Origin of the sequence: Stenotrophomonas sp. 59, assembly GCF_030291095.1 — a bacterium.
In the GTDB taxonomy this organism is placed as follows: Bacteria; Pseudomonadota; Gammaproteobacteria; order Xanthomonadales; family Xanthomonadaceae; genus Stenotrophomonas; species Stenotrophomonas maltophilia_Q.
This window is the reverse complement of the sequence record NZ_CP127408.1, coordinates 2,054,022-2,075,968: the sequence shown is the minus strand read 5'-3', so window position 1 is coordinate 2,075,968 and position 21,947 is coordinate 2,054,022. Positions and strand designations below refer to the sequence as shown.

20 protein-coding genes are annotated in these 21,947 nt (G+C 66.8%); 10 read left to right on the top strand and 10 right to left on the bottom strand.

The annotated features are described in order from the left end of the window. Positions 1–23: 23 nt before the first annotated feature. A complete protein-coding gene (yeiP, locus tag QP552_RS09720) occupies positions 24–590 on the top strand; it encodes an elongation factor P-like protein YeiP (protein WP_005409468.1) in 567 nt (188 codons plus the stop codon). Beyond that, positions 580–1,131 (top strand): hypothetical protein, encoded by a 552-nt coding sequence (locus tag QP552_RS09715; protein ID WP_286075766.1) that lies wholly within the window; start codon positions 580–582, stop codon positions 1,129–1,131. Before yeiP ends, QP552_RS09715 begins: the two co-directional genes overlap by 11 nt. A 146-nt stretch (positions 1,132–1,277) precedes the next feature. Here QP552_RS09715 and QP552_RS09710 read toward each other — a convergent pair whose 3' ends face one another. The 4 genes from QP552_RS09710 to QP552_RS09695 all read right to left on the bottom strand — a co-directional run bounded on the left by QP552_RS09710 (position 1,278) and on the right by QP552_RS09695 (position 6,752). Then, positions 1,278–1,964 (bottom strand): MliC family protein, encoded by a 687-nt coding sequence (locus QP552_RS09710; RefSeq protein WP_111113406.1) that lies wholly within the window; start codon positions 1,962–1,964, stop codon positions 1,278–1,280. 83 nt (positions 1,965–2,047) lie between these two features. Beyond that, positions 2,048–2,440, bottom strand: coding sequence for a nuclear transport factor 2 family protein (locus tag QP552_RS09705; RefSeq protein WP_111113405.1), 393 nt, complete (start codon positions 2,438–2,440; stop codon positions 2,048–2,050). Continuing rightward, positions 2,421–5,570, bottom strand: a complete 3,150-nt coding sequence (locus QP552_RS09700; protein ID WP_286075765.1) for a multidrug efflux RND transporter permease subunit — start codon at positions 5,568–5,570, stop codon at positions 2,421–2,423. Before QP552_RS09700 ends, QP552_RS09705 begins: the two co-directional genes overlap by 20 nt. A 36-nt stretch (positions 5,571–5,606) precedes the next feature. Then, positions 5,607–6,752 carry an efflux RND transporter periplasmic adaptor subunit gene (locus tag QP552_RS09695; protein WP_286075764.1) on the bottom strand — a complete coding sequence of 382 codons (1,146 nt, stop codon included), beginning with the start codon at positions 6,750–6,752 and terminating at the stop codon, positions 5,607–5,609. A gap of 129 nt (positions 6,753–6,881) precedes the next feature. Between QP552_RS09695 and QP552_RS09690 the strand changes: the two genes are divergently transcribed. After that, complete coding sequence (locus QP552_RS09690) at positions 6,882–7,598, top strand: response regulator (RefSeq protein ID WP_180848859.1); 717 nt, start codon at positions 6,882–6,884, stop codon at positions 7,596–7,598. Next, positions 7,598–8,674 carry an ATP-binding protein gene (locus QP552_RS09685; protein WP_106550422.1) on the top strand — a complete coding sequence of 359 codons (1,077 nt, stop codon included), beginning with the start codon at positions 7,598–7,600 and terminating at the stop codon, positions 8,672–8,674. The genes QP552_RS09690 and QP552_RS09685 overlap by 1 nt, the downstream gene beginning before the upstream one ends. Here QP552_RS09685 and QP552_RS09680 read toward each other — a convergent pair. From QP552_RS09680 to QP552_RS09670, 3 genes are all read right to left on the bottom strand, one after another. Further along, positions 8,652–10,415 (bottom strand): DUF4105 domain-containing protein, encoded by a 1,764-nt coding sequence (locus QP552_RS09680; protein WP_286075762.1) that lies wholly within the window; start codon positions 10,413–10,415, stop codon positions 8,652–8,654. The genes QP552_RS09685 and QP552_RS09680 overlap by 23 nt on opposite strands. A 100-nt stretch (positions 10,416–10,515) precedes the next feature. Beyond that, entirely contained in the window at positions 10,516–10,815 is a 300-nt protein-coding gene (locus QP552_RS09675; RefSeq protein WP_111113400.1) for a DUF2388 domain-containing protein, read from the bottom strand. A gap of 62 nt (positions 10,816–10,877) precedes the next feature. Next, positions 10,878–12,266 (bottom strand): FAD-binding oxidoreductase, encoded by a 1,389-nt coding sequence (locus QP552_RS09670; protein WP_286075761.1) that lies wholly within the window; start codon positions 12,264–12,266, stop codon positions 10,878–10,880. Between the two features lie 169 nt (positions 12,267–12,435). On the opposite strand from QP552_RS09670, the gene serA reads away from it, so the two are divergent. Beyond that, a complete protein-coding gene (gene serA, locus QP552_RS09665; RefSeq protein ID WP_014037034.1) occupies positions 12,436–13,677 on the top strand; it encodes a phosphoglycerate dehydrogenase in 1,242 nt (413 codons plus the stop codon). 108 nt (positions 13,678–13,785) lie between these two features. Here the strand turns inward: serA and QP552_RS09660 are convergent, their stop codons facing one another. Further along, a complete protein-coding gene (locus QP552_RS09660) occupies positions 13,786–14,400 on the bottom strand; it encodes an NUDIX hydrolase (RefSeq protein ID WP_286075760.1) in 615 nt (204 codons plus the stop codon). Between the two features lie 133 nt (positions 14,401–14,533). Here QP552_RS09660 and QP552_RS09655 point away from each other — a divergent pair, with 133 nt between their 5' ends. Both QP552_RS09655 and QP552_RS09650 read left to right on the top strand, forming a co-directional pair. After that, complete coding sequence (locus QP552_RS09655; RefSeq protein WP_286075759.1) at positions 14,534–16,009, top strand: amino acid permease; 1,476 nt, start codon at positions 14,534–14,536, stop codon at positions 16,007–16,009. Positions 16,010–16,091: 82 nt separating this feature from the next. Then, the gene (locus QP552_RS09650; protein ID WP_286075758.1) at positions 16,092–17,519 is read left to right on the top strand and encodes an amino acid permease; all 1,428 of its coding nucleotides are present in this window, start codon (positions 16,092–16,094) and stop codon (positions 17,517–17,519) included. Between the two features lie 214 nt (positions 17,520–17,733). Here QP552_RS09650 and QP552_RS09645 read toward each other — a convergent pair whose 3' ends face one another. Together QP552_RS09645 and QP552_RS09640 are read right to left on the bottom strand one after the other, a co-directional pair. Further along, complete coding sequence (locus QP552_RS09645; protein ID WP_286075756.1) at positions 17,734–18,648, bottom strand: IS110 family transposase; 915 nt, start codon at positions 18,646–18,648, stop codon at positions 17,734–17,736. 628 nt (positions 18,649–19,276) lie between these two features. Then, positions 19,277–19,651 carry a hypothetical protein gene (locus tag QP552_RS09640; protein WP_286075755.1) on the bottom strand — a complete coding sequence of 125 codons (375 nt, stop codon included), beginning with the start codon at positions 19,649–19,651 and terminating at the stop codon, positions 19,277–19,279. A gap of 252 nt (positions 19,652–19,903) precedes the next feature. On the opposite strand from QP552_RS09640, the gene QP552_RS09635 reads away from it, so the two are divergent. The 3 genes from QP552_RS09635 to mtnC all read left to right on the top strand — a co-directional run bounded on the left by QP552_RS09635 (position 19,904) and on the right by mtnC (position 21,894). Beyond that, complete coding sequence (locus QP552_RS09635) at positions 19,904–20,545, top strand: methylthioribulose 1-phosphate dehydratase (protein WP_099485070.1); 642 nt, start codon at positions 19,904–19,906, stop codon at positions 20,543–20,545. Between the two features lie 92 nt (positions 20,546–20,637). Continuing rightward, the gene (locus QP552_RS09630) at positions 20,638–21,195 is read left to right on the top strand and encodes an acireductone dioxygenase (protein ID WP_099485066.1); all 558 of its coding nucleotides are present in this window, start codon (positions 20,638–20,640) and stop codon (positions 21,193–21,195) included. A 3-nt stretch (positions 21,196–21,198) separates the two neighbouring features. After that, positions 21,199–21,894 (top strand): acireductone synthase, encoded by a 696-nt coding sequence (gene mtnC / locus QP552_RS09625; protein WP_164147372.1) that lies wholly within the window; start codon positions 21,199–21,201, stop codon positions 21,892–21,894. The last annotated feature ends 53 nt before the right edge of the window (positions 21,895–21,947 follow it).

The window sequence follows — 21,947 nt, the reverse complement described above, 5'->3', positions numbered from 1 at the left end:
CTCCCCCAACGACCTAGATCACCATGAAAGCCAACGACATCAAGAAGGGCAACGTCGTCGAGTACAACAACGGCGTGTACCAGATCCGCGACATCGAGCGCAGCTCGCCGCAGGGTCGCGGCGGCAACGTCCGCTTCCGCTTCATCATGTACAGCGTGCCGGGCGGCAACAAGCTCGACGCCAGCTTCGATGCCGACGACAACCTGGTCGAGGTCGAACTGCTGCGCCGCCAGTCCACCTATTCGTACAAGGACGGCGATGCCTTCGTGTTCCTCGATGACGAGGACTACACCCCCTACACCCTGGACGCGGACGTGATCGGCGACGACGCCGGCTACATCACCGACGGCCTGACCGGCATCTACGTGCAGGTCATCGACGAGCAGCCGGTGGCGATCCAGCTGCCTGCTTCGGTGGTGCTGGAAGTGATCGAGACCCCGCCGGAACTGAAGGGCGGCACCGCCACCAAGCGCCCGAAGCCGGCCAAGCTCAACACCGGCATCGAGATCATGGTGCCGGAGTACATCGTCAACGGCGAGCGCGTGCTGGTGAACACCGCCACCGGCGAATTCGCCGGCCGTGCCGACTAAGCGCCTCGCGCTGATCGGCTGCCTGTCCCTGCTTGCGGCGTGCTCGCCGCAGGCAGCGGACAGCGCTGCCGATGCCGATGCTGCGCCGAAAGCCGCGCCGGCCGAACCGGCGGTGACCGTCGCTCAGCCGATGGAGGCACCCGCCGCCGTCGAGGCCACCTCCGAAGCCGAGTCCTCTACCGACCCGTCCTCTGGCGATGAGGCGCTGGACAAGGCACGTGCAGCCGCAGGCTGCCCGGTTCCTACCGACGTGTATGACGTCGACGACGTGCGCATCTATTGCCGGATGCCGGCCGACGTGCAGGCCTTCCTCGCGCGCGAGAACACCTGCCAGCACTTCGCCGGTGAAGAGGCGTACGACGACGAGCGTCGCCGCGAGCTGGAAGAAGCCAGCGCCCAGTACTGCGAGGGCCGCGAGAAGATCTTCACCGATCTGGTCACGCGTCATCGCGGTGACTGTGCGATCCGCGAAGCGCTGATCGCGATCAACGGCCGCTACGATCTGGTGTTCGAGCTGGACCTGAAGCCCTGCGAGGGCTGAACGAAGAACGCCGGGCGTGGCCGCGCTCGATCCCGTGCATCGAATGCATCATCAGGCGGTAGCGCCGGGCCATGCCCGGCGAGCGGAGCGGCCGCGGAAGGCAACGCCGGGCATGGCCCGGCGCTACCCTCCGGCGGAACCACGCGTTACTTCGCGCCGAAATTGCCGCATCCGTGGTACTGGCGCGTACCGACAGTCAGCATCACCTTGGCCTCGAACGCCTCGCCACTCATGTCGTCCTGGCAGGTGGTGCGCTGGAAGCTGAGCTTGACGTCGGTGCCATCGGACGCCTTGCCACTCCAACCGTCAGCACCTTCGGTGGGCTTGGCCACGTCGAAGCGACGCTCGCCATAGTCGACTTCCACCTGCAGGCCAGGCGCGTCGCCATCAACGACCGCAAGCCAGCCGGGCTCATTGCCGGTGGCACGGAACGCGGCATTGCCGGCACTGCCATCGCCTTCGGCAGCCTCCACCGCGTGGCACTCACGGTCTGCTTCGCCCTTCAGGCTCAGCAGGCCGTCATCGCTGCCCTTGGTCCAGAAGCTGTTGCCCTGGCCATCGCCATATTTGGCGCCGGATGCCGCGCGTTCGGAGGTCATGGCGAAGGTACGTTCGCCGATCACTACAGTGGCCGCATCCTCGCCATTGAAGGTCGCGCGCACGTTCAGATCACCACACTGGTAGGCGGTCTCGTTGCCACCCACGGCGCTGGTGTTCGGCTGCGGCGTGGCAGGCGGGGTGTCATTGCCGCTTGCAGCGGGTGCCTGGGCCGGCTGGCACGCGGCCAGCACCAACCCGAGGGAGGCTGCCAACAGACTGGGAACTACACGCATGGCTCGACTCCTTGTCGACACTACAGAGAGGCTCGACCCTACCATCTGCCGGTGAGCGGGGCCTGAAAGCGGCCTGACCGCACTCATGCGGCCAGTACCGCCATCGACAGCAGCTGTGCGCCGCTATCGCCGGAACTACAGGTCCACACCCGCAGCAGGCGCAGTTCCAGTTCGTGCTCACGGCCCTGTTGGCGCACCGACAGGCGCACGTCGCTGGACAACAACGCCAGGCGACCGCACAGCAGCGTTTCCGCCGCCTGCAGCTGCAGGCCGCACACCTGCAGGTTGCCCGCCAGCCAATCACCCAGCCAGGGCAGATCCAGCGTGCGGCCTCCGCTGCCATCCATCATGAACAGCGCAGGCGATACCAGCGCGGCCATTGCCGCGTGGTCATCCTCCAGCAACGCCTGGCACAGGCGCTGTTCCAGCGCCGCCAGCTGCACCTCATGCAGGTCTTCAACGATGTTCCGTTCCATCCACGGATCCTTCCGGCATCGGCCGGCGCCTGCGCAGGCGTTGCGCGATCCACTGCCGCGCGCCCTGCACCACTACATAGAAGACCGGCACGAAGAACACCGCCAGCACGGTCGCGCTGACCATGCCGCCGAACACACCGGTTCCAATCGCCTGCTGGGTTTCCTTCGACGCGCCCTGCGCCAGCATCAGCGGCACCACGCCCAGCGCGAACGCCAGCGAGGTCATCACGATCGGCCGCAGGCGCAGCCGCGCCGCCTCCAGGGCCGCTTCCACCAGGCCGCGGCCCTGCTGCTGCAGCTGGCGCGCGAACTCGACGATGAGGATCGCGTTCTTCGCCGACAGCCCGATCACGGTGATCATGCCGACCTTGAAGAACACGTCGTTGGGCATGCCACGCAACAACACCGCCGCGACCGCGCCGAGCAGGCCCAGCGGCACCACCAGCATCACCGCCAGCGGAATCGACCAGCTCTCGTACAGCGCCGCCAGTACCAGGAACACCACCAGCATCGACAGCATCAGCAGCCATGGTGCCTGCGCCCCCGACTCACGCTCCTGCAGCGACTGGCTGGTCCACTGCAGGGCGAAGCCGGACGGCAGCGCTTCGGCCAACCGCTCCATCTCCGCCATCGCCTGGCCGGTCGATACGCCGGAGGCCGGTGCACCGGACAGGTTCAATGCCGGGAAGCCCAGATAGCGCTGCAGCTGCAGCGGCGCTTCCGTCCAGTGCGGGGTGACGAGCTCGGACAGCGCGACCATGCCGCCTTCGCTGTTGCGCACGTAAAGCTTCAGCACGTCTTCCAGCTCCATCCGGTGCGGCGCATCGGCCTGCAGGATCACCTGCTGCAGGCGCCCCTTGTTGGGGAAGTCGTTGACGTACTGCGAGCCCATTGCTGCCGACAGCGTGCTGCTGATGTGCTCGAAGCCCACGCCCATCGCCTCGGCCTTGGCGCGGTCGATGTCCAGCCGCACGCTGGTGCCCGCAGGCAGGCCATCGGCGTGCACCTCCGACAGCAACGGGCTGGCCTCGGCCAGCTTCAGCAGCTGCTGCAACGCCGCGCGCAGCTCCGCCTGGCTCTGCCCGGTACGTGCCTGCAGGGCCAGCGAGAAGCCGGAAGAACGCCCCAGGCTGTCGATCGCCGGCGGCATCACACTCATCACCTCGCCCTCGGCCAGCGTGGCCATCGCCTTCTGCGCGGCCTCCACCTCACCAGCCGCAGTGGCGCCTGCACGCTCGCCCCAGTCCTTCAGCATGGTGTAGGTCAGCGCCGCGCTCGGGCCGGAGCCTGAGAAGCTGTAGCCGAGGATGGACTGGTTGGAAGCAATGCCCGGGCGCGAGGCCACGTGCCGTTCATAGGCTTCGACCACCGCCAGCGTGCGTTCGGCTGTCGCTTCGGCCGGCAGCTGGATCGAGGTCATGAAGTAGCCCTGGTCCTCTTCCGGCAGGAACGCGCCCGGCAGCCAGTGCAGGCCCAGCAGCAGGGCCGCCACCAGGGCAGCGAACACGCCCATCACCCGCCCACTGCGCTGCAGCACCGAGGCCACGCCACGCTGGTAGCGCCCGGTCATCTTCTCGAAACCGCGATTGAACGCGCCGAACAACCCACCACGACCATGATGACCATGGGTGCTGGGGCGCAGCAGGGTCGCGCACAACGCCGGCGTCAAGCTGAGTGCCAGCAACGCCGAGAACAGGATCGACACCGCCATCGCCACGGTGAACTGGCGGTAGATCGCGCCCACCGAACCGCTGGCGAATGCCATTGGAATGAAGACCGCGGTCAGCACCAGGGTGATGCCGATCACCGCGCCGGTCAGCTCACGCATCGCCTTGATGGTGGCCTCGCGGGGTGGCAGTCCTTCCTCGGCCATGATCCGTTCCACGCCTTCGACCACCACGATCGCATCGTCAACGATGATGCCGATCGCCAGCACCATGCCGAACATGGTCAGCACGTTGATCGAAAAGCCCAGTGCCAGCATCACTGCAAAGGTGCCCAGCAGCGCGATCGGCGCGACCAGCGCCGGGATCAGCGTGTAACGCCAGTTCTGCAGGAACAGGTACATCACCGCGAACACCAGCAGCATCGCTTCCAGCAGCGTCTGCACCACCTTCTGGATCGAGATCTTCACGAAGGGTGCGGTGTCGAACGGAATGCTCGACTCCACCCCACGCGGCAGCAGCGGCGCCAGTTCGGCCATGCGTTCGCGCACTGCGGATGCGGTCCGCACGGCATTCTCGCCGGGGCGCAGCTGCACGCCGGCGGCGGTGGCGGGATGGCCATCCTCGCGGGTACCCCAGGCATAGCTCTGCGCGCCCAGTTCGACGCGGGCGACATCACCCAGCAGCACTCGTGAGCCGTCGGTCCCGGCGCGCAGCACGATGGCCGCAAACTGTTCAGGGGTCGACAATTGGCCATCGGCGCTCAACGGCACGGTGATGCGCTGGCCCGGCACGCCCGGCGAATCGCCGATGCGTCCTGGCGAGATTTCCAGGTTCTGCTGCTCGATGGCGGCCGCCACGTCGCCCATGGTCAGGCCGTAGCCGGTCAATCGCGTCGGGTCCAGCCACACACGCATCGCCTGTTCGGCACCGAACAACTGCACGCGGCCGACGCCATCGATGCGGCGCAGCTCTTCGATGATGTTGCGTGCCATGAAGTCGCCCAGCGCGGCCTCGCTGACGCTGGCATCGGGCGAACGCAGGCCCACCAGCATCAGGAAGCCGGAATCGGCGGCCTCCACGAACAGGCCGTTCTGGCGCACGCTGCGCGGCAGGCGCGGTTCGATCGCCTTGATCCGGTTCTGCACGTCCACCTGCGCCAGCTCCGGATTGGTGCCGGGCTTGAAGGTGGCAGTGATCGACGCTTCGCCGGAGGTGTCCACCGACGATTCGAAGTACAGCAGGTGCTTGACGCTGGACAGCTCGCGCTCGATCAGGCCGACCACCGCATCATTCAGCGTCTGCGGGCTGGCACCGGGGTAGCTGGCGTAGATGCTGACGCTGGGCGGCGCCACCGCCGGATAGCGCTCCACGGCCAGCCGTGGGATCGCCAGTACGCCAGCCAGGATGATGAAGATCGCCAGCACCCAGGCGAACACCGGGCGATCGATGAAGAAACGTGCCATGTTGGATTTTCCTGGAGGGACCGGCCCGGAACAGGCTCAGCCCTTGCTGCCGGCCTGCACGGCACCGGCGCCTGCGACCGGCAGCTGCCAGTCGCGCGCATCGACCACCACGCCTTCCTGCAGGCGTTCCTGGCCCTCGACCACCACCTTCTCACCCGCCTTGAGGCCAGTGCGCACCAGCCACTGGCGATCGACGCTGCCGTCGACCTCCAGCGTGCGGATCACCGCCTTGCCATCGCCCGCGATCACCCAGGCATAGGCCTGGCCGCCGGCGCTGCGCAGCACGGCCTGCTGCGGCACGGTCAATGCGCTGGCCGGTGCACCGCGCGGCACCTTCGCACGCACGTACATCCCCGGCAGCAGCTGGCGCTGGGGGTTGTCGACCAGGATGCGCAGGATCACATCGCCGGTGCGCGTGTCGACATTGATACCGGAAAACAGCAGCTGGCCGCGTTCGGTCAGTGGCTTGCCCGCTGCACCAATGATGGTCACCGGCAGTTCGCCACCACCGGCACTGCGCTGCAGCGACTCCAGCTGGGCCGCCGGCTGGCGCACATCGACGTAGACCTGATCGATCTGCTGCACCACCGCCATCGGCTCGGCATCGGCCACGCCGACCAGTGCGCCCTCGGTCACCAGCGCCTGGTCGATGCGGCCGGCAATCGGTGCACTGACCGTGGCATAGCGCAGGTCGAGCTGGCGGCGGGCCAGGATCGCGCGCGCCTCGTTCACCGCAGCGCGTGCCTGTTCGTACTCGGCACTGGCATCGTCGCGGTGCTGTTGGCTGACTGCCTGCGCGGCCGCCAGTGCGTGCAGGCGCTGCGACTGCACGCGGCTGCGGCCCAGCGCCGCTTCACTGCGCTGAAGGGCTGCCAGTGCCGAATCCACGTCGGCACGGAATGCCGCCGGATCGATCTGGAACAGCGCCTGGCCGGCGCTCACTTCCGCGCCCTGGTCAAACAAGCGGCGCTGCACGATGCCGCCCACCTGGGCACGGATCTGCGCGGTGCGCACGGCAGCCACGCGGCCGGGCAGTTCGTCATCGCGTTGTACCACCTGCGGGCCGACGGTGACCACGCTGACACGCGGTGTGGCTTCGGGCGTGGCTTCGGGGGTGGAGCAGGCCGTCATGGCCAGGGCGAGGGCCGCGATCAACGCGACCGGAGTCCTGAAGGTTCTCATTGCTGTGCACAATGCCGCGCAGGCGGCTGATAGGTTCTGAAGCGTGCAGTCTGCGGGGCGATGATGGGGTTTCGATGGAGGAACTGTGGAGATACGATGGAGGCAAGCACCTTAAGGCCCCGCCCCTGCATGCATGCCTCCCCCGCCCTCGCCGCCCTCGTCCTGATCGTCGAGGATGAGGCCGAGATCGCCGATATTCTTACCGCCTACCTGGAACGCGAAGGACTGCGTACCCTGCGCGCCGCCGATGGCCACAGCGCACTGGACCTGCACCGCAGCGCCCGCCCCGACCTGGTCCTGCTCGACGTACAGCTGCCGCGACTGGATGGCTGGAGCGTGCTGACCCAGCTGCGCCAGCGCGGCGAAACGCCGGTGATCATGCTGACCGCGCTGGACCAGGACCTGGACAAGCTGACCGCGCTGCGCATGGGCGCCGACGACTATGTGGTCAAGCCATTCAATCCGGCCGAAGTTGCCGCGCGCGTGCGTGCGGTACTGCGGCGTACGCTGCGTGCCTCACGCGTGGACACGCCGACGGCGCTGCGCGCGGGCCCGTTGCTGATCGACTCGGCCACCCACGCCGTGCACGTCGAAGGCGATGGCTACAGCCATGAAGTACTGCTCACCCTTACCGAGTTCAAGCTGCTGCACTGCATGGCGCTGGCGCCGACACGCATCTTCAGCCGCAGCGAACTGATGCACGAATGCCTGCCAGAAAGCGAGGCACTGGAACGCACCGTCGACAGCCATGTCAGCAAGCTTCGCCGCAAGCTGGACGAAGTCGGCATGGTCAACGTACCGGCCAGCGTGCGGGGTGTCGGCTACCGGTTGATGGCCGACCGCTGATGGGCCGCCTGCGCCGATCCGGGCTCAGCCGGCACATCATCGTCTCGATGTCGCTGATGGTGATCGGCGTGATCGTGATGATGATCCTGTCGTCATGGTTGCTGTATGCGGTGCTGGTCGAGTTTTTCCCCGGCAGCACCGAGGAACCGGAAGGCTGGCTGCCGACCGGGCCGGAGCTGGCGTGGATGGTCGGCGTGATCCTGACCGGCCTGGCGCTGGCCATCGCCGCCTCGTTCCGTCTCGCCCATCGCATCCTGTCACCCCTGAATTCACTGGTGGACAGCGTGCGCGCGCTCGCTGGCGGCGACCTGGGGGCACGTGCCAGCGTCGAAGAGAATTCGCCGGGCGAGGTGGCGACCCTGGTCGAGGATTTCAATGCGATGGCGCGCCGCCTGCAGCACATGGAGAGCGAGCGTGCGATGTGGCATGCGGCCATCGCCCATGAACTGCGGACCCCGGTAACAATCCTGCGCGGTCGCCTGCAGGGCCTGGCCGAGGGCGTGTTCCAGCCCGACCAGTCACAGTTCCGCAGCCTGCTCGCGCAGGTCGAGGGCCTGTCGCGGCTGATCGAGGATCTGCGCGTACTCAGCCTGTCCGACAATGCACGGCTGGACGTGCGCCGCGCACGCACCGACGTGGTCGCCGAGGTGCACTCGGTGATGACCCTGGTCGACCCGCAGTTCCGCGCCGCCGGCTTCGTGCTGGAGCTGGAAACCAGCCGCGAGGAACACAACGCGCACTGTGACCCGACCCGGCTGCGCCAGGCGCTGCTGGCGCTGCTGGAAAACGCGCGCCGCTACGCCAGCCCGGGCAAGGTGAGGATTGCCGTGCATGACACGCCCGGACACGTGCAGGTGGCAATCGAAGACGAAGGTCCGGGCATCGACCCGGAACTCCATACCGATATCTTCACTCCGTTCATGCGCGCCGATGGCTCGCGCTCGCGCCAGGGCGGCGGCAGCGGACTGGGCCTGGCGGTGGTCAAGGCCATCGCCGATGCACATGGCGGCCGCGTCTACTGCACGCCCGGCAGTGCCGGCGGCAGCCGCTTCGTCATTGAGCTTCCGCGCCAGTAACCGGTAGCGCGGCCTGTTCGCGCAGGTGCGCGCCGAGCCTGGCGAGATTGGCATCGATCGCGTCCATTTCCTCGCGCTGCGGCGCTGGCAGCGCCTGGCGCAGCTGCACGCGCAATGCCCGCCATGCAGGGACTGCCTGCGCACTGGCGGTGGCCACTGCCCCGGCCAGTACCGCCTGCTCATCGGCCAACGGCAGTCCATAGCCGCCATCCCGCAGCAACGTGCCGGGACGTAACCACTGCCCGCTCTGTTCCAGCAGCCCGTGCAGATTGCGGGATTCGCTGCTGCCTGGTGCGGCCAGCAGCTGCCGCTTCAGCGCGTCACGCGCGCGCAGTTCGGCGCGGCGTTGCGCGGCCTGCTCCAGCAACAGCAGCCCGGCGCTGGCGCGCAGGTCGCCCTGCAGCAACCAGGGCGCACGTTGATGCGCGGGCAGCTTCAGCCAGCCGCGCACGTCGCGCACCGGCAGGTCCAGCTGCGAAGCCGCCACATCGAACAACTGCTGGTAGTGGTCGCGTGCCGAGGCGAAGTAGTAGCCCTGCGCCTGCGCGGCGCTGCGATCCGCCATCACCTGCTCGTCAAGCACCTGCAACCGCGCCAGGCGGCGCTTCAACCCGCGCGGGCTCAGCTGGGCCAGACCGGCCCGCCCAAGGCGCGGCACGCCCGCCTGCAGCAGCTTGGCGGTTTCCACCGCGCAGTTGTTGCTGACAAAGTAGTAGCGCCCGTCATAGCTCCAGTGCACCTGCGCGGTGCGCTCGAGCAGGCTGGCGATCTCGTCGCGTTGCAGCTGCAGCGGCAACGACTGCAGGCCGCGCAGTTCGACCTTGGTGTATTCGTCCACCACCTGCTGCAGCGGCAACACGAACAGCCGCGAGGGATAGCCGCCAGTCAGTCCGCGCCAGTTGGAAATCTGCACGTCGCCGACGAACGCGCGGAACGAAAGCACGCGGTGGTACTCCAGGTCCAGGCGGCAGTCCGGCCCCGGAGCGCGGCCGGGCCGGCAGATCACCAGCCGCAACATGCTGTGGCCCCAGCGGCTCATCGGCTGCGCGCTGCCTTCGGCGAACAGGTAGTCCACCGCGTAGACACGGGAGGGATCGAGCTGCAGCAATGACGCAGCGCCCTCTTCCGCATCGGCCTGCAGCAACGGCAGCGCGGTGGCGCAATGGGATTTCGGCAGCGACGGAGGTGATCCGAAATGCGCCAGGAACCACTGCGCCAGCGCCGGGCGACGGCAGGCAAACTCGGCATCGAGCACGAAATGCTCGGCGTTCACGGCCAGATATTCGGCCGGGTCCTTCAATTCATAGGTGTCCGGACTACGGTCACGAAAGTCGTTGTGACCACGGCCCAGATGCCAGGGCTTGCGCTGCCACCCAGCCAGATCACGCCAGCGTGCACTGCGCGACCAGTTCGCGCCGCTACGGTCTGCAACATGGGTCAGCTCATGCACCAGGGCGCTGCGCCGCGCGCGGCGGGCGCCGGGCACGGCATCATCCAGCAGCTCGCGACGCAGGGCGATGTGCCCGGCGAAAGCGCGGCCGTGTACATCGGCCGGCAGGTCATCGCTCCAGCGCACCTGGACCCGCGCCGGCAATGCAGCCAGCAGGCCATCCGGCAGCAGCGCCCGCACGTCGGCCAGGGTCTGGCTGGCGAGCTGCTGCTGTGCAGGGTTCAGCCCTGCCGGGTCGAGCTGAAGGCGATCGGCTGCATGCGCGGCGTGGGCGATCAGCAGTAGAGCCACGCCATGCGTGGCTGCTGTAACTGCCCATCTGCGCCTGGCGCTCAGCCGAGCATGGCTCGGCTCTACAGAAAGCGATGACGCGGAGGTCATGCCGCCTGGATCAGCGCGCCAGCAGCGCGCGGGCCAGCTCCAGATCGCTCTGCTGCTGTGCGGCGGTGCTCTGCTCGCGCAGATGGACCAGCGCGGCCTGCAGGCGCGCACCGCGGATCTGGCCGTCGCTGGCAACGAATGCAGCGGCATCATCACGTGCAGCCTGCACCACCTTGTCATCGCCCGAACTGCTGGCCGAAGAGCCCGACGATGCGCCGGTGGCGGAACCGGCCGAGGTGCCGGCGAAGCTGGAAGCGAAGCCGGCCAGCGGCAGGGACAGCAGGGCGAGCAGCAGAAGCGGACGGGTCATCGGTGCGAAGCCGGTTGTGAAGGTGCGTGGAGCGTAACGGGTACGTGAAGGATTTTCCCGGCTCAGAGGTCGAAGAGCTTGCCGGGATTCAGCCGCGCTTGGGGATCGAACGCGCGTTTGACCGCCTTCATCAGGGCGATCTCGGCCGGGCCACGGGTGCTGTCCAGGTAACCCTTCTTGACCAGGCCAATGCCGTGTTCGGCCGAAATGCTGCCGTCGAAGCGGGCCAGCACCTGCGCCAGCAGCTTGGTCACATGTTCGCACTGCGCCACGAATTCGGCGTCGCCGGTGTCGTCGGGCTTGAGCACGTTGATGTGCAGGTTGCCGTCGCCGATATGGCCGAACCAGACCACGTCGAAGTGCGGATAGGCCTGCCCGATCAGCGCCTGGGTCTCGGCAAGGAACGCCGGCATCGCCGAGATCCGCACCGACACGTCGTTCTTGTAGGGCTTGTAGCGCGCCAGCGATTCGGTGATGCCTTCGCGCAAGCGCCACAGCTGGGCGGCCTGTGCGTCGCTGGCGCTGATCACGCCGTCGCTGACCCAGCCGTTGCCCATGCAGTCCTCGAAGGCGGCCATCGCCGCCGCTTCCTGCGCCTCGTCATTGGCCGCGAACTCGGTGACCACGTAGTACGGGTGCACCTCGTCGAACGGCGCCTGCGCTCCGTGCGCCAGCACATGCTCCAGCGCCCGGTCGGTGAAGAACTCGAAGGCCTGCAGCTGCAGGCGCGCGCGGAACGCGGCGAATACCTGCATCAGCACCTCGAAGCTGGGCAGCGCCAGCAGCATCACGTTGCTTGCAGGCGGCGGGTCGGTCAGTTTCACCGTCGCCTCGACGATAACGCCCAGGGTGCCTTCCGAACCGATCAGCAGCTGGCGGAAGTCATAGCCGCTGGAGTTCTTGATCAGGCCCTTGTTGAGCTCGAGCAGTTCGCCACTGGCAGTGACCACCTTCAGCCCTGCGATCCACTCGCGGGTATTGCCGTAGCGGATCACGCGGATGCCGCCGGCATTGGTGGCGATGTTGCCGCCGATCGTGCAGGAACCACGCGCGGCGAAATCCACCGGGTAGATCAGGCCATGGTCCAGCGCGGCATTGTGCACGGCTTCCAGCGGCATGCCGGCCTGCACCACCAGCGTGCGATCGACCGCATCGTAGGCCAGTGCCTTGTTCATCCGTTCCAGGCTGAGCACCAGCTCGCCGTTGGCCGCCACTGCTCCACCGGACAGGCCGGTGCGGCCGCCGGACGGCACCACCGCCACGTCGTGCTCAGCGCTCCAGCGCATCACCGCCTGTACTTCCTCGACCGTGGCCGGCAGCGCGACCGCCAGCGGCGCCGGTGTCCAGCGCCGGGTCCAGTCGCGCCCGTAATGCTCCAGGTCGGCCGGGTCGGTCTTCAGCTTCAGGCCGGGACAGGCCAGCTGCAGCGAGGCAATGCGGGAATCGGTCATGACGGTCCAGCGCGGTGCGTGAAGAACGGGCAAGCGTGCCAGCGGCACGCGCCAGCGTCCAGCCCCGCAGGCAGGCAGATAGCTACCGATGCAACCAATTGCGCACTGCACCATGGTCGTCGCGATCTGGCATAGTGATTGGCCCCTGTCCCACTGGCCGTGTCGCCCCATGTCGCCGAAGAAGACCTCGTTCCCGAAGCAGGATATCCGCGTGCTGTTGCTGGAGGGGGTCAGCCAGACCGCCGTGGAGGTGTTCAGCGCCGCCGGCTACAGCCAGATCGAAGCGCACACCAAGGCGCTGCCCGAGGACGAACTGAAGGCGCGCATCGCCGAAGCGCACATCGTCGGCATCCGCTCGCGCACCCAGCTCAGCGCCGAGGTGCTGGCCGAGGCCAAGCGCCTGATCGCGGTGGGTTGTTTCTGCATCGGCACCAACCAGGTGGACCTGGACGCGGCCGAGCTGGCCGGCATCCCGGTGTTCAACGCGCCCTATTCCAACACCCGCAGCGTGGCCGAGCTGGTGATCGCCGAGGCGATCATGCTGACCCGCGGCATCCCGCAGAAGAACGCGGAGTGCCATCGCGGCGGCTGGTCGAAGTCGGCCAGCGGCAGCCATGAGGTGCGCGGCAAGACCCTGGGCATCATCGGTTACGGCCACATCGGCACCCAGGTCGGCGTGCTGGCCGAATCGCTGGGCATGCAGGTGATCTTCCACGACGTGGAAACCAAGCTGGCGCTGGGCAATGCGCGTGCCGCGGCCAGCCTGGACGACCTGCTGGCGCGCGCCGACATCGTCACCCTGCACGTGCCGGAAACCCCTTCCACGCAGTGGATGATCGGTAGTACCGAGCTGGCGAAGATGCGCAAGGGTGCGCACCTGATCAATGCCGCACGCGGCACCGTGGTCGACATCGATGCACTGGACGCGGCGCTGGCCAGCGGCCACGTCGGCGGCGCCGCGCTGGACGTGTTCCCGGTCGAGCCGAAGGGCAACGGCGATATCTTCGAATCGCCGCTGACCCGCCACGACAACGTGATCCTGACCCCGCATGTGGGCGGCAGCACGCTGGAAGCGCAGGACAACATCGGCGTGGAGGTTGCGGCCAAGCTGGTGCGCTACAGCGACAACGGCAGCACCCTGTCGGCGGTCAACTTCCCGGAAGTGACCCTGCCCGAGCACGCCGACAGCCTGCGCCTGCTGCACATCCACCAGAACGTGCCGGGCGTGCTGTCCAAGGTCAACGAGATCTTCTCGCGCCACAACGTCAACATCGACGGCCAGTTCCTGCGCACCGACCCGAAGGTGGGCTACGTGGTGATCGACATCACCGCGAGCGAGGAACAGGCCGCCGCCGTGCGCGACGAACTGGCCGCGATCCCGGGGACATTGCGTACCCGCATTCTGTATTGATTAACGCGTCGCCGGGCATGGCCCGGCGCTACCCCTGGGTTCTGCGTCGCCGCGCATGTCCCGGCCCACGCGATCACGGTAGCGCCGGGACATGCCCGGCGGGCTCGTTCAGCGCGCCAACCACCGGCGCGCCATGCGCTGCATCGACTCGTCCGATTCCGGGTCTGCGGCGACCTCGGCCACCGGCCGCCAGGCCAGCTCCAGCGACTCCTCGCTGAGCACGAAGGCCTCGCCACCCAGCGCCCGGATCACGAAACGCACGTCATAGTGCCAGTGTCCCGGCACGTCCTTGCGCTCCGGAATCCAGTGCTTGTCGATGTCGAAGATGGCCGGGTCTTCCAGCATCAGCCCGCTCAGGCCCGACTCCTCCTCGGCCTCCTTCAGCGCGACCAGGGCCAGGTCGCGCTCTCCGTCGGCGTGGCCACCCAGCTGCAGCCAGCGCTGCAGCTTGCGATGATGGGTCAGCAGCAGGCGCTGGCCATCGGCGCTGACCAGCCAGCAGCTGGCGGTGAAGTGCCCGGCCAGCCGTTCGCGGCGGAACGGATCTTCCGGATCGTCCAACAATGTGCCGAATTCGGCAGCCAGTGCGTCGTGGGCGGGCTCGCGACGGGCATAGTCCCGCAACAGGCCACGCAGGCGATCGTCAAGCACGGCAAGGGTTTCGGCGTTCTGGCTCATGAATGGGCGGCGTTTGGAAAAATACTGCTCATTATCGCCGTTCATTGTTGCGATTGCGCTTGTGCGTTGGCTTCAGCTTTGGCTAAGGTACAGCGGGCCGTTCGCGCGGCCTTCACCATTCAAGGTTGCCGGCAACGTATCGGCGGCCCACCCAAATCCGATCATTAGGAAGTACTGCATGCTGAAAGCTCTGTTGAGGGTCAAGCCGGTCCAGCCGGCCGGGCACGTCGATGCCGGCGAACCCATCGAAGGCAGCCTGGACGGCGACGCCACGTTGAAACGGACCCTCACGGCTAAACACCTCATCCTGCTTGGCGTGGGTGCGGTGATCGGCGCTGGTATTTTCGTGCTGACCGGCCAGGCTGCGGCCAACCATGCCGGCCCGGCGGTGATGCTGTCGTTCGTGCTGGCCGGTTTCGCCTGTGCCCTGGCGGGCCTGTGCTACGCCGAGTTCGCGGCAATGATGCCGGTCTCCGGCAGTGCCTATTCCTACTCGTACGCCACCCTCGGCGAAGGCATGGCCTGGTTCATCGGCTGGTGCCTGGTGCTGGAGTACCTGTTCGCCTCGGCCTCGGTCGCGGTGGGCTGGTCGGCGTACCTGATCAGCTTCATCACCACCACGCTGCACATGCCGTTCCCGGACCTGCTCAGCGCCGCGCCCATTGCCTGGACCGGCAGCGAGTTCGTCTCCTCCGGCAAGCTGTTCAACCTGCCGGCCGTGCTGATCGTGGCGGCGGTGTCCGGCCTGCTGTACGTGGGTGTGACCCAGTCGGCCTTCGTCAACGCCATCATCGTGGCGATCAAGGTCACCGTCATCTGCCTGTTCATCGGCATCGGCGCGGCCCACATCGACCCCGCCAACTGGCAGCCGTTCATCCCGGAAAACACCGGCGTGCCGGGTGAGTTCGGCTGGAGCGGCGTGTTCCGCGCGGCCACCATCGTGTTCTTCGCCTACATCGGCTTCGATGCGGTCTCCACCGCCGCCGGTGAAACCAAGGACCCGCAGCGCAACATGCCGATCGGCCTGCTCGGCTCGCTCGCGGTGTGCACCATCGTCTACATCATCGTCTGCGCGGTGCTGACCGGCATGATGCCGTACCACCTGCTGGGCACCGACAAGCCGGTGGCCACCGCGCTGGAAGGTTACCCGCAGCTGGCGTGGTTGAAGACCGCGGTGGAAATCGGCGCCATCGCCGGCCTGTCCTCGGTGGTGCTGGTGATGATGATGGGCCAGACCCGCATCGCCTACACCATCTCCCGCGATGGCCTGCTGCCGAAGTTCTTCGGCAAGGTCCACGCCCGTTTCCGTACCCCGTACGTCGCTACCATCGTGGTCGGCGTGATCGCTGCCGCACTGGCCGGCCTGGTGCCGCTGAACGTGCTGGGCGAGCTGGTGTCGATGGGCACCCTGCTGGCCTTCGCCACCGTATGCATCGGCGTGCTGGTGCTGCGCTATACCAAGCCGGAGATCCATCGTCCGTTCCGCGTGCCGGCGGTGTGGATCATCTGCCCGCTGGGCGCGGCCACCTGCCTGTTCCTGTTCTGGCAGGCGTTCGTGGTGCACTGGCACCTGTTCGTGGGCTGGACGCTGCTCGGCCTGCTGATCTACCTGGGCTACGGCATCCGCAACAGCAAGCTGGCCAAGTCGCCCTGATCCGCCTACGGGCCGGCCTCGCGCCGGCCCGTCCGTTTTCCCCGCGCGCCGGTCATGGCGCGCTTCGACAAGACCACCACACATGTTCAAGCAACTGTGGGCCACCAAGCACCCGCATGCCGCCCATGAAGACGCCAACGGCCTGAGCCTGCGCCGCCACCTCGGCCCCTGGGGGCTGACCGCCCTCGGTATCGGCGCGGTGATCGGCGGCGGCATCTTCGTCATCACCGGCCAGGCCGCCGCCAACCACGCCGGCCCGGCGATCATGCTGTCGTTCGTGCTGGCCGCCATCTGCTGCGCCTTCTGCGCGCTGGCCTACGCCGAGTTCGCCTCGATGGTGCCGGTTTCCGGCAGCGCCTACACCTATACCTATGCCACCTTCGGCGAACTGTCGGCCTGGTTCATCGGCTGGATGCTGGTGCTCGAATACGGCGTCTCCGCCTCGGCAGTAGCGGTCAGTTGGACCGGCTACTTCCTCAGCCTGCTCAGCCAGTTCGACATCCATCTGCCAGCCGCGCTGGTCAGTGCGCCACTGGACGCACAGCTGCGCCCGACCGGCGCGATCGCCAACCTGCCTGCTGCGGCCCTGGTCCTGCTGCTGACCTGGCTGTGCTACGTCGGCATCAGCAAGTCCTCGGCGATGAACATGGCGATGGTCGTGCTCAAGACCGGCCTGATCGTGCTGGTCATCGTGGTCGGCTGGAAGTACGTGGATACCAGCAACTGGACGCCGTTCATCCCCGCCAACGAAGGCCCCGGCAAGTACGGCATGGAAGGCGTGCTGCGCGGCGCGGCGATGGTGTTCTTCGCCTACATCGGCTTCGAGGCGGTGTCGGTGGCGGCGCAGGAATCGAAGAACCCGCAGCGTGACATGCCGATCGGCATGATGCTGTCACTGGTGGTCTGCACCGTGCTCTACATCGCGATGGCCGCGGTGATGACCGGCCTGGTGCCATTCCAGCTGCTGGGCACCGATGAGCCGGTGGTGACCGCGGTCGCCGCGCATCCGCAGCTGGGCTGGCTGCGCTGGGTGGTCGAGGTCGGCGCGCTGGTCGGCCTGTCCTCGGTGGTGCTGGTGATGATCATCGGCCAGCCGCGCATCTTCATGATCATGGGCCGCGACGGCCTGCTGCCGCCGGTGTTCACCAAGATCCACCCGAAGTACCGCACCCCGCACATCAACACCGTGATCACCGGCATCGGCATCGCGCTGCTGGCGGCGCTGTTCCCGCTGGACATCCTCGGCGAGCTGACCTCGATGGGTACGCTGATCGCGTTCGCCGCCGTGTGTGCCGGCGTGCTGATCCTGCGCCGCACCCAGCCGGACCTGCCGCGCCCGTTCCGCATGCCGATGGCCTGGCTGATCTGCAGCCTGGGCGTGCTGAGCTGCCTGGCGCTGCTGTCGGCGATGACGATGCACAACTGGATGTTGATGGGCGTGTGGACGTTCGTCGGTTTCGTGATCTATTTCTGCTACGGGTTCAGGCACAGCCGTCTGCGGGGCAAGTGAGGTTTTGCAGTGCAGGGCCTGCGGCCCTGCACCCGCCGGAGCAACGCCAAGAGCGGGTGTGTTGGTTTGGCGGGGAGGCATGGGTACGCGGGGGACGCCGCAAGTACGTCCATGTAGCAACTGTGTTGCCGGGGAGGCCTGGCCCTCTCCGGCAGACAGGCACGGTAGTGCCGGCCGCTGGCCGACAGTCTCTGGGGGAACGCCGCAACTGTCCTTAGGCAGGGACCGGTCCGCTTCGGGCGTCGCGTACGCGGGCGTTGAGAATCACCAGCATCTTGCGCATTACCGCCACGATGGCCACTTTTCCTTCCTTGCCGCGAGCCCGCAGCGACTGATAGAAATCGCGCAGTCGAGGTTCATGCCGCATGGCCGACATGGCGGCCATGTAAAGCACTTGGCGGATCTCGGCCCTGCCACCGTGGATGCTTCGTTTGCCGCGCATGGTCCCGCTGTCGTGGGACATGGGTGCTACACCGACCAGGCTGGCGATGGCCTTGCCGCTGATCTTCCCCAACTCGGGAAGATAGCTTGCCAATACCGCCTGCAGGCCAGAGCCAACGCCTTTCATCGACTTCAGGACAGCCAGTTGAGGCTGTTGGGCAACCTGCTCGGCAATTTGCTTTCCCAGACGTTCAACCAGCGTCTGCAAGCGGGTGATGTTGGCCTGCAGTAGCCGGCGCAATTCACGATCACCGACCATTTCCTGCTGCTGCCGCGCGATGGTCAGCGCGTGCATCGCCTGTCGACGTGCCCGCACGAATTCCCGCATTTTCTGCTGCCAAGGCTCCAGCGGTTGGTAGGCGGGCAGTTTCACCAAGGCTGCCATCTGCGCCAATGCATAGGCATCCAACCGGTCGGTCTTGGCCATCTGGCCCATCCCCTGGGCCAGCCTGCGGGCCCGCAGGGCATTGGCGCGGACCACCGGATGGCCCGCTGCGTGCAGAAAATCCAGCACCGGCCGCTCGTAGCCGCCGGTGGCCTCCAGCACGATCTGGCTGACCGGACGCTTCTTCAGCCAATCATCCAATTCAGAAAAGCCGGAGCGGCTATTCCAGACCTGCAGGGTCTCTCCGTCCGTCGTGCCGACATCCAGTTGGCGCTTGCTGACATCAATCCCGATCCCGTTCATCACCGGACTCCGTATAGTCTGGAAGGGTCGAGAGCTCCCCCGCTTGCCCAGTCTTATCACTGCGAGTGTCAGCTCCAGCAACTGTTCGGGCGGATCAAGGGAGATTCCGGCGTGGGCGCCAAGCTACATGGCGATCGTCGAGATCCAGGCTTGTACGGCGGCCCACGCCGGCTCTCGGCACCTACGCTGCCAGATTCCGATCAGATAAGGCTTGGCAGCCGCATCCATGCGGCTGACACCCCCGCGAACCCATGCCTCCCCACCCCTGACAGTCTCCCGGCGTGTCCGGTAGATCCACGCCATGCGTGGATATCATCCGCACCGTGAATGTGCCGGCTATCGGATGAGAATCACCTACGACCAAACCAGATGGTCTTCTGTATCCAACCTGTGTGTGCCACGGCAGTGGCTCTGGTTCACGTCCAGGGCGCCGCACTCGATTTCCGGCCGCTGGACGCACTTGTACTTTCCATCCACGTCGTACGTGTTCTTGTCCTGCTCGCTGCACGTCTCCAGCCTCTACGACTAAACGGTTCGCAGAGCCACGGCATTCTCCGCTGGCCACTGTTGCCTGGACTCCGTTGAGCATCAACCGGTCGAGCAGCTGTCGTCCACTGCCCGGCCCCGCCTAGCGGCGATTGAACCAGATGAGCTGCTGCTGCCAGCCGGCACCGGCCATGCAGGCATTGAACTCGCTGCTGCGGTCGGACGCGTTGACGTCCACGATGTAACTCTCATCTTTCGGCATCGGCACCATGTTGTACTTGCCGTCAATGGCGCAGACTTCATCAAGCCTGCAGGGCACCTTGCGGTCTTCGTAGACAGTGCGCGTGGCCACTTCATTCCTGACCGGCCAATGATCGTCGGCCTGCGCCTTGCAACTCGAATGGGCGGGGCCGAATGACCGGGCACCCGCATCCATCTTCACCCATTCCATCGTGCAGCCACTGCTGGCAAGCATGATGCCAATCACCCCCATCATCCCCATCGCGCGCGCGATCATCGAAGTACTCCTTTCCCTGGCGCTCGCCGGAATCTCTGCGGCAATCCGATGATGTTTCGCGGCAAGAGGGCTGTCCACGACCGGAATCGCTTCCAGCGGGAGCGCTGCCTTCCCCATTCAGCCAGCGCTGTGCTTGCCTCGATCCAATCCCTGCGCGCCGCCTGCCAGCGCACCGCTTCGCGTTGCCCACGCAGCAGGCAGGCGGTCGCCGCGCGGGCCCAGCATCGGGCCGGATCACGTAAAATGCCGTCCATGGACACCACCACCTTCCCCTACGACACCGCCCGCCTGGGCGAACTGGCCCAGCTGCTGATCGACAACGTCCGCGAACTGGCCCAGGCCGGCTGGACCCCGGCCACCAGCAGCAACTTCTCCCACCGCCTGGACGACCGCCACGCCGCGATCACCGTCTCGGGCAAGGACAAGGGCCGCCTGATCGAGGACGACATCATGGTGGTGGACTTCGATGGCAAGGCCGTCGGCCGCCCGCTGCGCCCCTCCGCCGAAACCCTGCTGCACACCCAGCTGTACCGCCGCTTCCCGGAAATCGGCTGCGTACTGCACACCCATTCGCCGGTGCAGACCATTGCCTCGCGCCTGTACGCGCCGCAGGGCCATGTGCACCTGGAAGGCTACGAGCTGCTGAAGGCCTTCGCCGGCAACAGCACCCATGAGATGGCCGTGGACGTGCCCGTGTTCGCCAACACCCAGGACATGGACCTGCTCTCGGCCCAGGTCGACGACCTGCTCGACCGGCAGAACCTGTGGGGCTACCTGATCGATGGCCATGGCCTGTACGCCTGGGGCCGCGACATGGCCGAAGCGCGCCGCCACCTGGAAGCCTTCGAATTCCTGTTCCACTGCGAGCTGGAGCTGCGCAAGCTGCGCGGCTGAACCCGCGCGCAGGTACAGATGCCGATCCGGAATCTGCGCCCTGCCCCCGCCCTGCTACCCTGTCTTCCCCCCGAGACGTTCAAGCTGCCGCCATGAGCCGACTGCGCATCTACGACGACACCCGCCCCGAATCGCCGCTGCTGGACACCCAGGACGGCGCGGTCATTGCTGCCGAACTGCAGAAGATCGGCGTCACCTTCGAACGCTGGCAGGCCACTGCACCGGTCGCACCCGGCGCCAGCCAGGAGGAAGTGTTCGCCGCCTACCGCGCCGACATCGACCGCCTGGTGGCCGAGAACGGCTTCAAGAGCGTGGATGTGGCCTCGATCGCCCCGGACAACCCGAACCGCGCCGAGCTGCGCAAGAAGTTCCTCGACGAGCACTTCCACAAGGAAGACGAGGTGCGCTTCTTTGTCGCCGGCTCCGGCCTGTTCACCCTGCACGTGGAAGACAAGGTCTACGAGATCGAGTGCGTGAAGGATGACCTGATCGCCGTGCCCGATGGCACCACCCACTGGTTCGACATGGGCGATGAGCCCAGCTTCGTGGCGATCCGCTTCTTCACCGAGCCGGATGGCTGGGTCGGTCATTTCACCGGCACCGACATCGCGCAGAAGTTCCCCCGTTACGTACCCACCCAGGCGTCCTGATCCATGCAGCCCCGCGTCATCCTGACCGATATCGAAGGCACCACCAGCAGCATCTCGTTCGTCAAGAACGTGCTGTTCCCCTATGCCCGCAAGGCCTTGCCCGGCTTCGTCGCCGAACACGGCCAGGACCCGGACGTGCGCCGCTGGCTGGACGCGGTGGCCACCGAGATCGGCGGCGCCTGCCAGGACAGCTTGGTGGCCGAGACGCTGCAGGGCTGGATCGACCAGGACCGCAAGCACACCGCGCTGAAGGCGCTGCAGGGCCAGATCTGGGACGAAGGCTACCGCCGGGGCGATTACACCGCGCATTTCTACCCGGAAGTGGCACCGATGCTGAAGGGCTGGCATGCCTCGGGCCTGCCGCTCTACGTGTACTCGTCCGGCTCGGTGCCGGCGCAGAAGCTGTTCTTCGGTTTCAGCGATGCCGGCGACCTCAGCCCGCTGGTATCGGGCTGGTTCGATACCGAAGTCGGCGGCAAGCGCGAGGCCGACAGCTACCGCCGCATCGTGCAGGCGATCGGCGTCCCGGCCGGCGAGATCCTGTTCCTGTCGGATGTGGTGGAAGAGTTGGACGCTGCCCGCGAAGCCGGCCTGCAGACCCGCCTGATCGACCGCCTGGATGATTACCCGCTGCCGCGCACCGGCCAGGCCGCCAACGGCCACGAGCGGGTTGAGAATTTCCAGCAGATCCAGCTGTAAGGGTGTGCGGACCAACGGTCCGCGCCCTCGCCGGGCATGGCCCGGCGGATGCC

Bases quoted from the DNA above. Each gene is read 5' to 3' on its own strand.
- QP552_RS09660 (WP_286075760.1), bottom strand. From the start codon at position 14,400: ATGAACGGCGATAATGAGCAGTATTTTTCCAAACGCCGCCCATTCATG.
- QP552_RS09685 (WP_106550422.1), top strand. From the start codon at position 7,598: ATGGGCCGCCTGCGCCGATCCGGGCTCAGCCGGCACATCATCGTCTCG.
- QP552_RS09690 (WP_180848859.1), top strand. From the start codon at position 6,882: ATGCATGCCTCCCCCGCCCTCGCCGCCCTCGTCCTGATCGTCGAGGAT.
- QP552_RS09645 (WP_286075756.1), bottom strand. From the start codon at position 18,648: ATGAACGGGATCGGGATTGATGTCAGCAAGCGCCAACTGGATGTCGGC.
- QP552_RS09670 (WP_286075761.1), bottom strand. From the start codon at position 12,266: ATGACCGATTCCCGCATTGCCTCGCTGCAGCTGGCCTGTCCCGGCCTG.
- QP552_RS09675 (WP_111113400.1), bottom strand. From the start codon at position 10,815: ATGACCCGTCCGCTTCTGCTGCTCGCCCTGCTGTCCCTGCCGCTGGCC.
- QP552_RS09630 (WP_099485066.1), top strand. From the start codon at position 20,638: ATGAGCCGACTGCGCATCTACGACGACACCCGCCCCGAATCGCCGCTG.
- QP552_RS09705 (WP_111113405.1), bottom strand. From the start codon at position 2,440: ATGGAACGGAACATCGTTGAAGACCTGCATGAGGTGCAGCTGGCGGCG.
- QP552_RS09710 (WP_111113406.1), bottom strand. From the start codon at position 1,964: ATGCGTGTAGTTCCCAGTCTGTTGGCAGCCTCCCTCGGGTTGGTGCTG.
- yeiP (WP_005409468.1), top strand. From the start codon at position 24: ATGAAAGCCAACGACATCAAGAAGGGCAACGTCGTCGAGTACAACAAC.
- QP552_RS09695 (WP_286075764.1), bottom strand. From the start codon at position 6,752: ATGAGAACCTTCAGGACTCCGGTCGCGTTGATCGCGGCCCTCGCCCTG.
- QP552_RS09700 (WP_286075765.1), bottom strand. From the start codon at position 5,570: ATGGCACGTTTCTTCATCGATCGCCCGGTGTTCGCCTGGGTGCTGGCG.
- QP552_RS09640 (WP_286075755.1), bottom strand. From the start codon at position 19,651: ATGATCGCGCGCGCGATGGGGATGATGGGGGTGATTGGCATCATGCTT.
- serA (WP_014037034.1), top strand. From the start codon at position 12,436: ATGTCGCCGAAGAAGACCTCGTTCCCGAAGCAGGATATCCGCGTGCTG.
- mtnC (WP_164147372.1), top strand. From the start codon at position 21,199: ATGCAGCCCCGCGTCATCCTGACCGATATCGAAGGCACCACCAGCAGC.
- QP552_RS09655 (WP_286075759.1), top strand. From the start codon at position 14,534: ATGCTGAAAGCTCTGTTGAGGGTCAAGCCGGTCCAGCCGGCCGGGCAC.
- QP552_RS09635 (WP_099485070.1), top strand. From the start codon at position 19,904: ATGGACACCACCACCTTCCCCTACGACACCGCCCGCCTGGGCGAACTG.
- QP552_RS09650 (WP_286075758.1), top strand. From the start codon at position 16,092: ATGTTCAAGCAACTGTGGGCCACCAAGCACCCGCATGCCGCCCATGAA.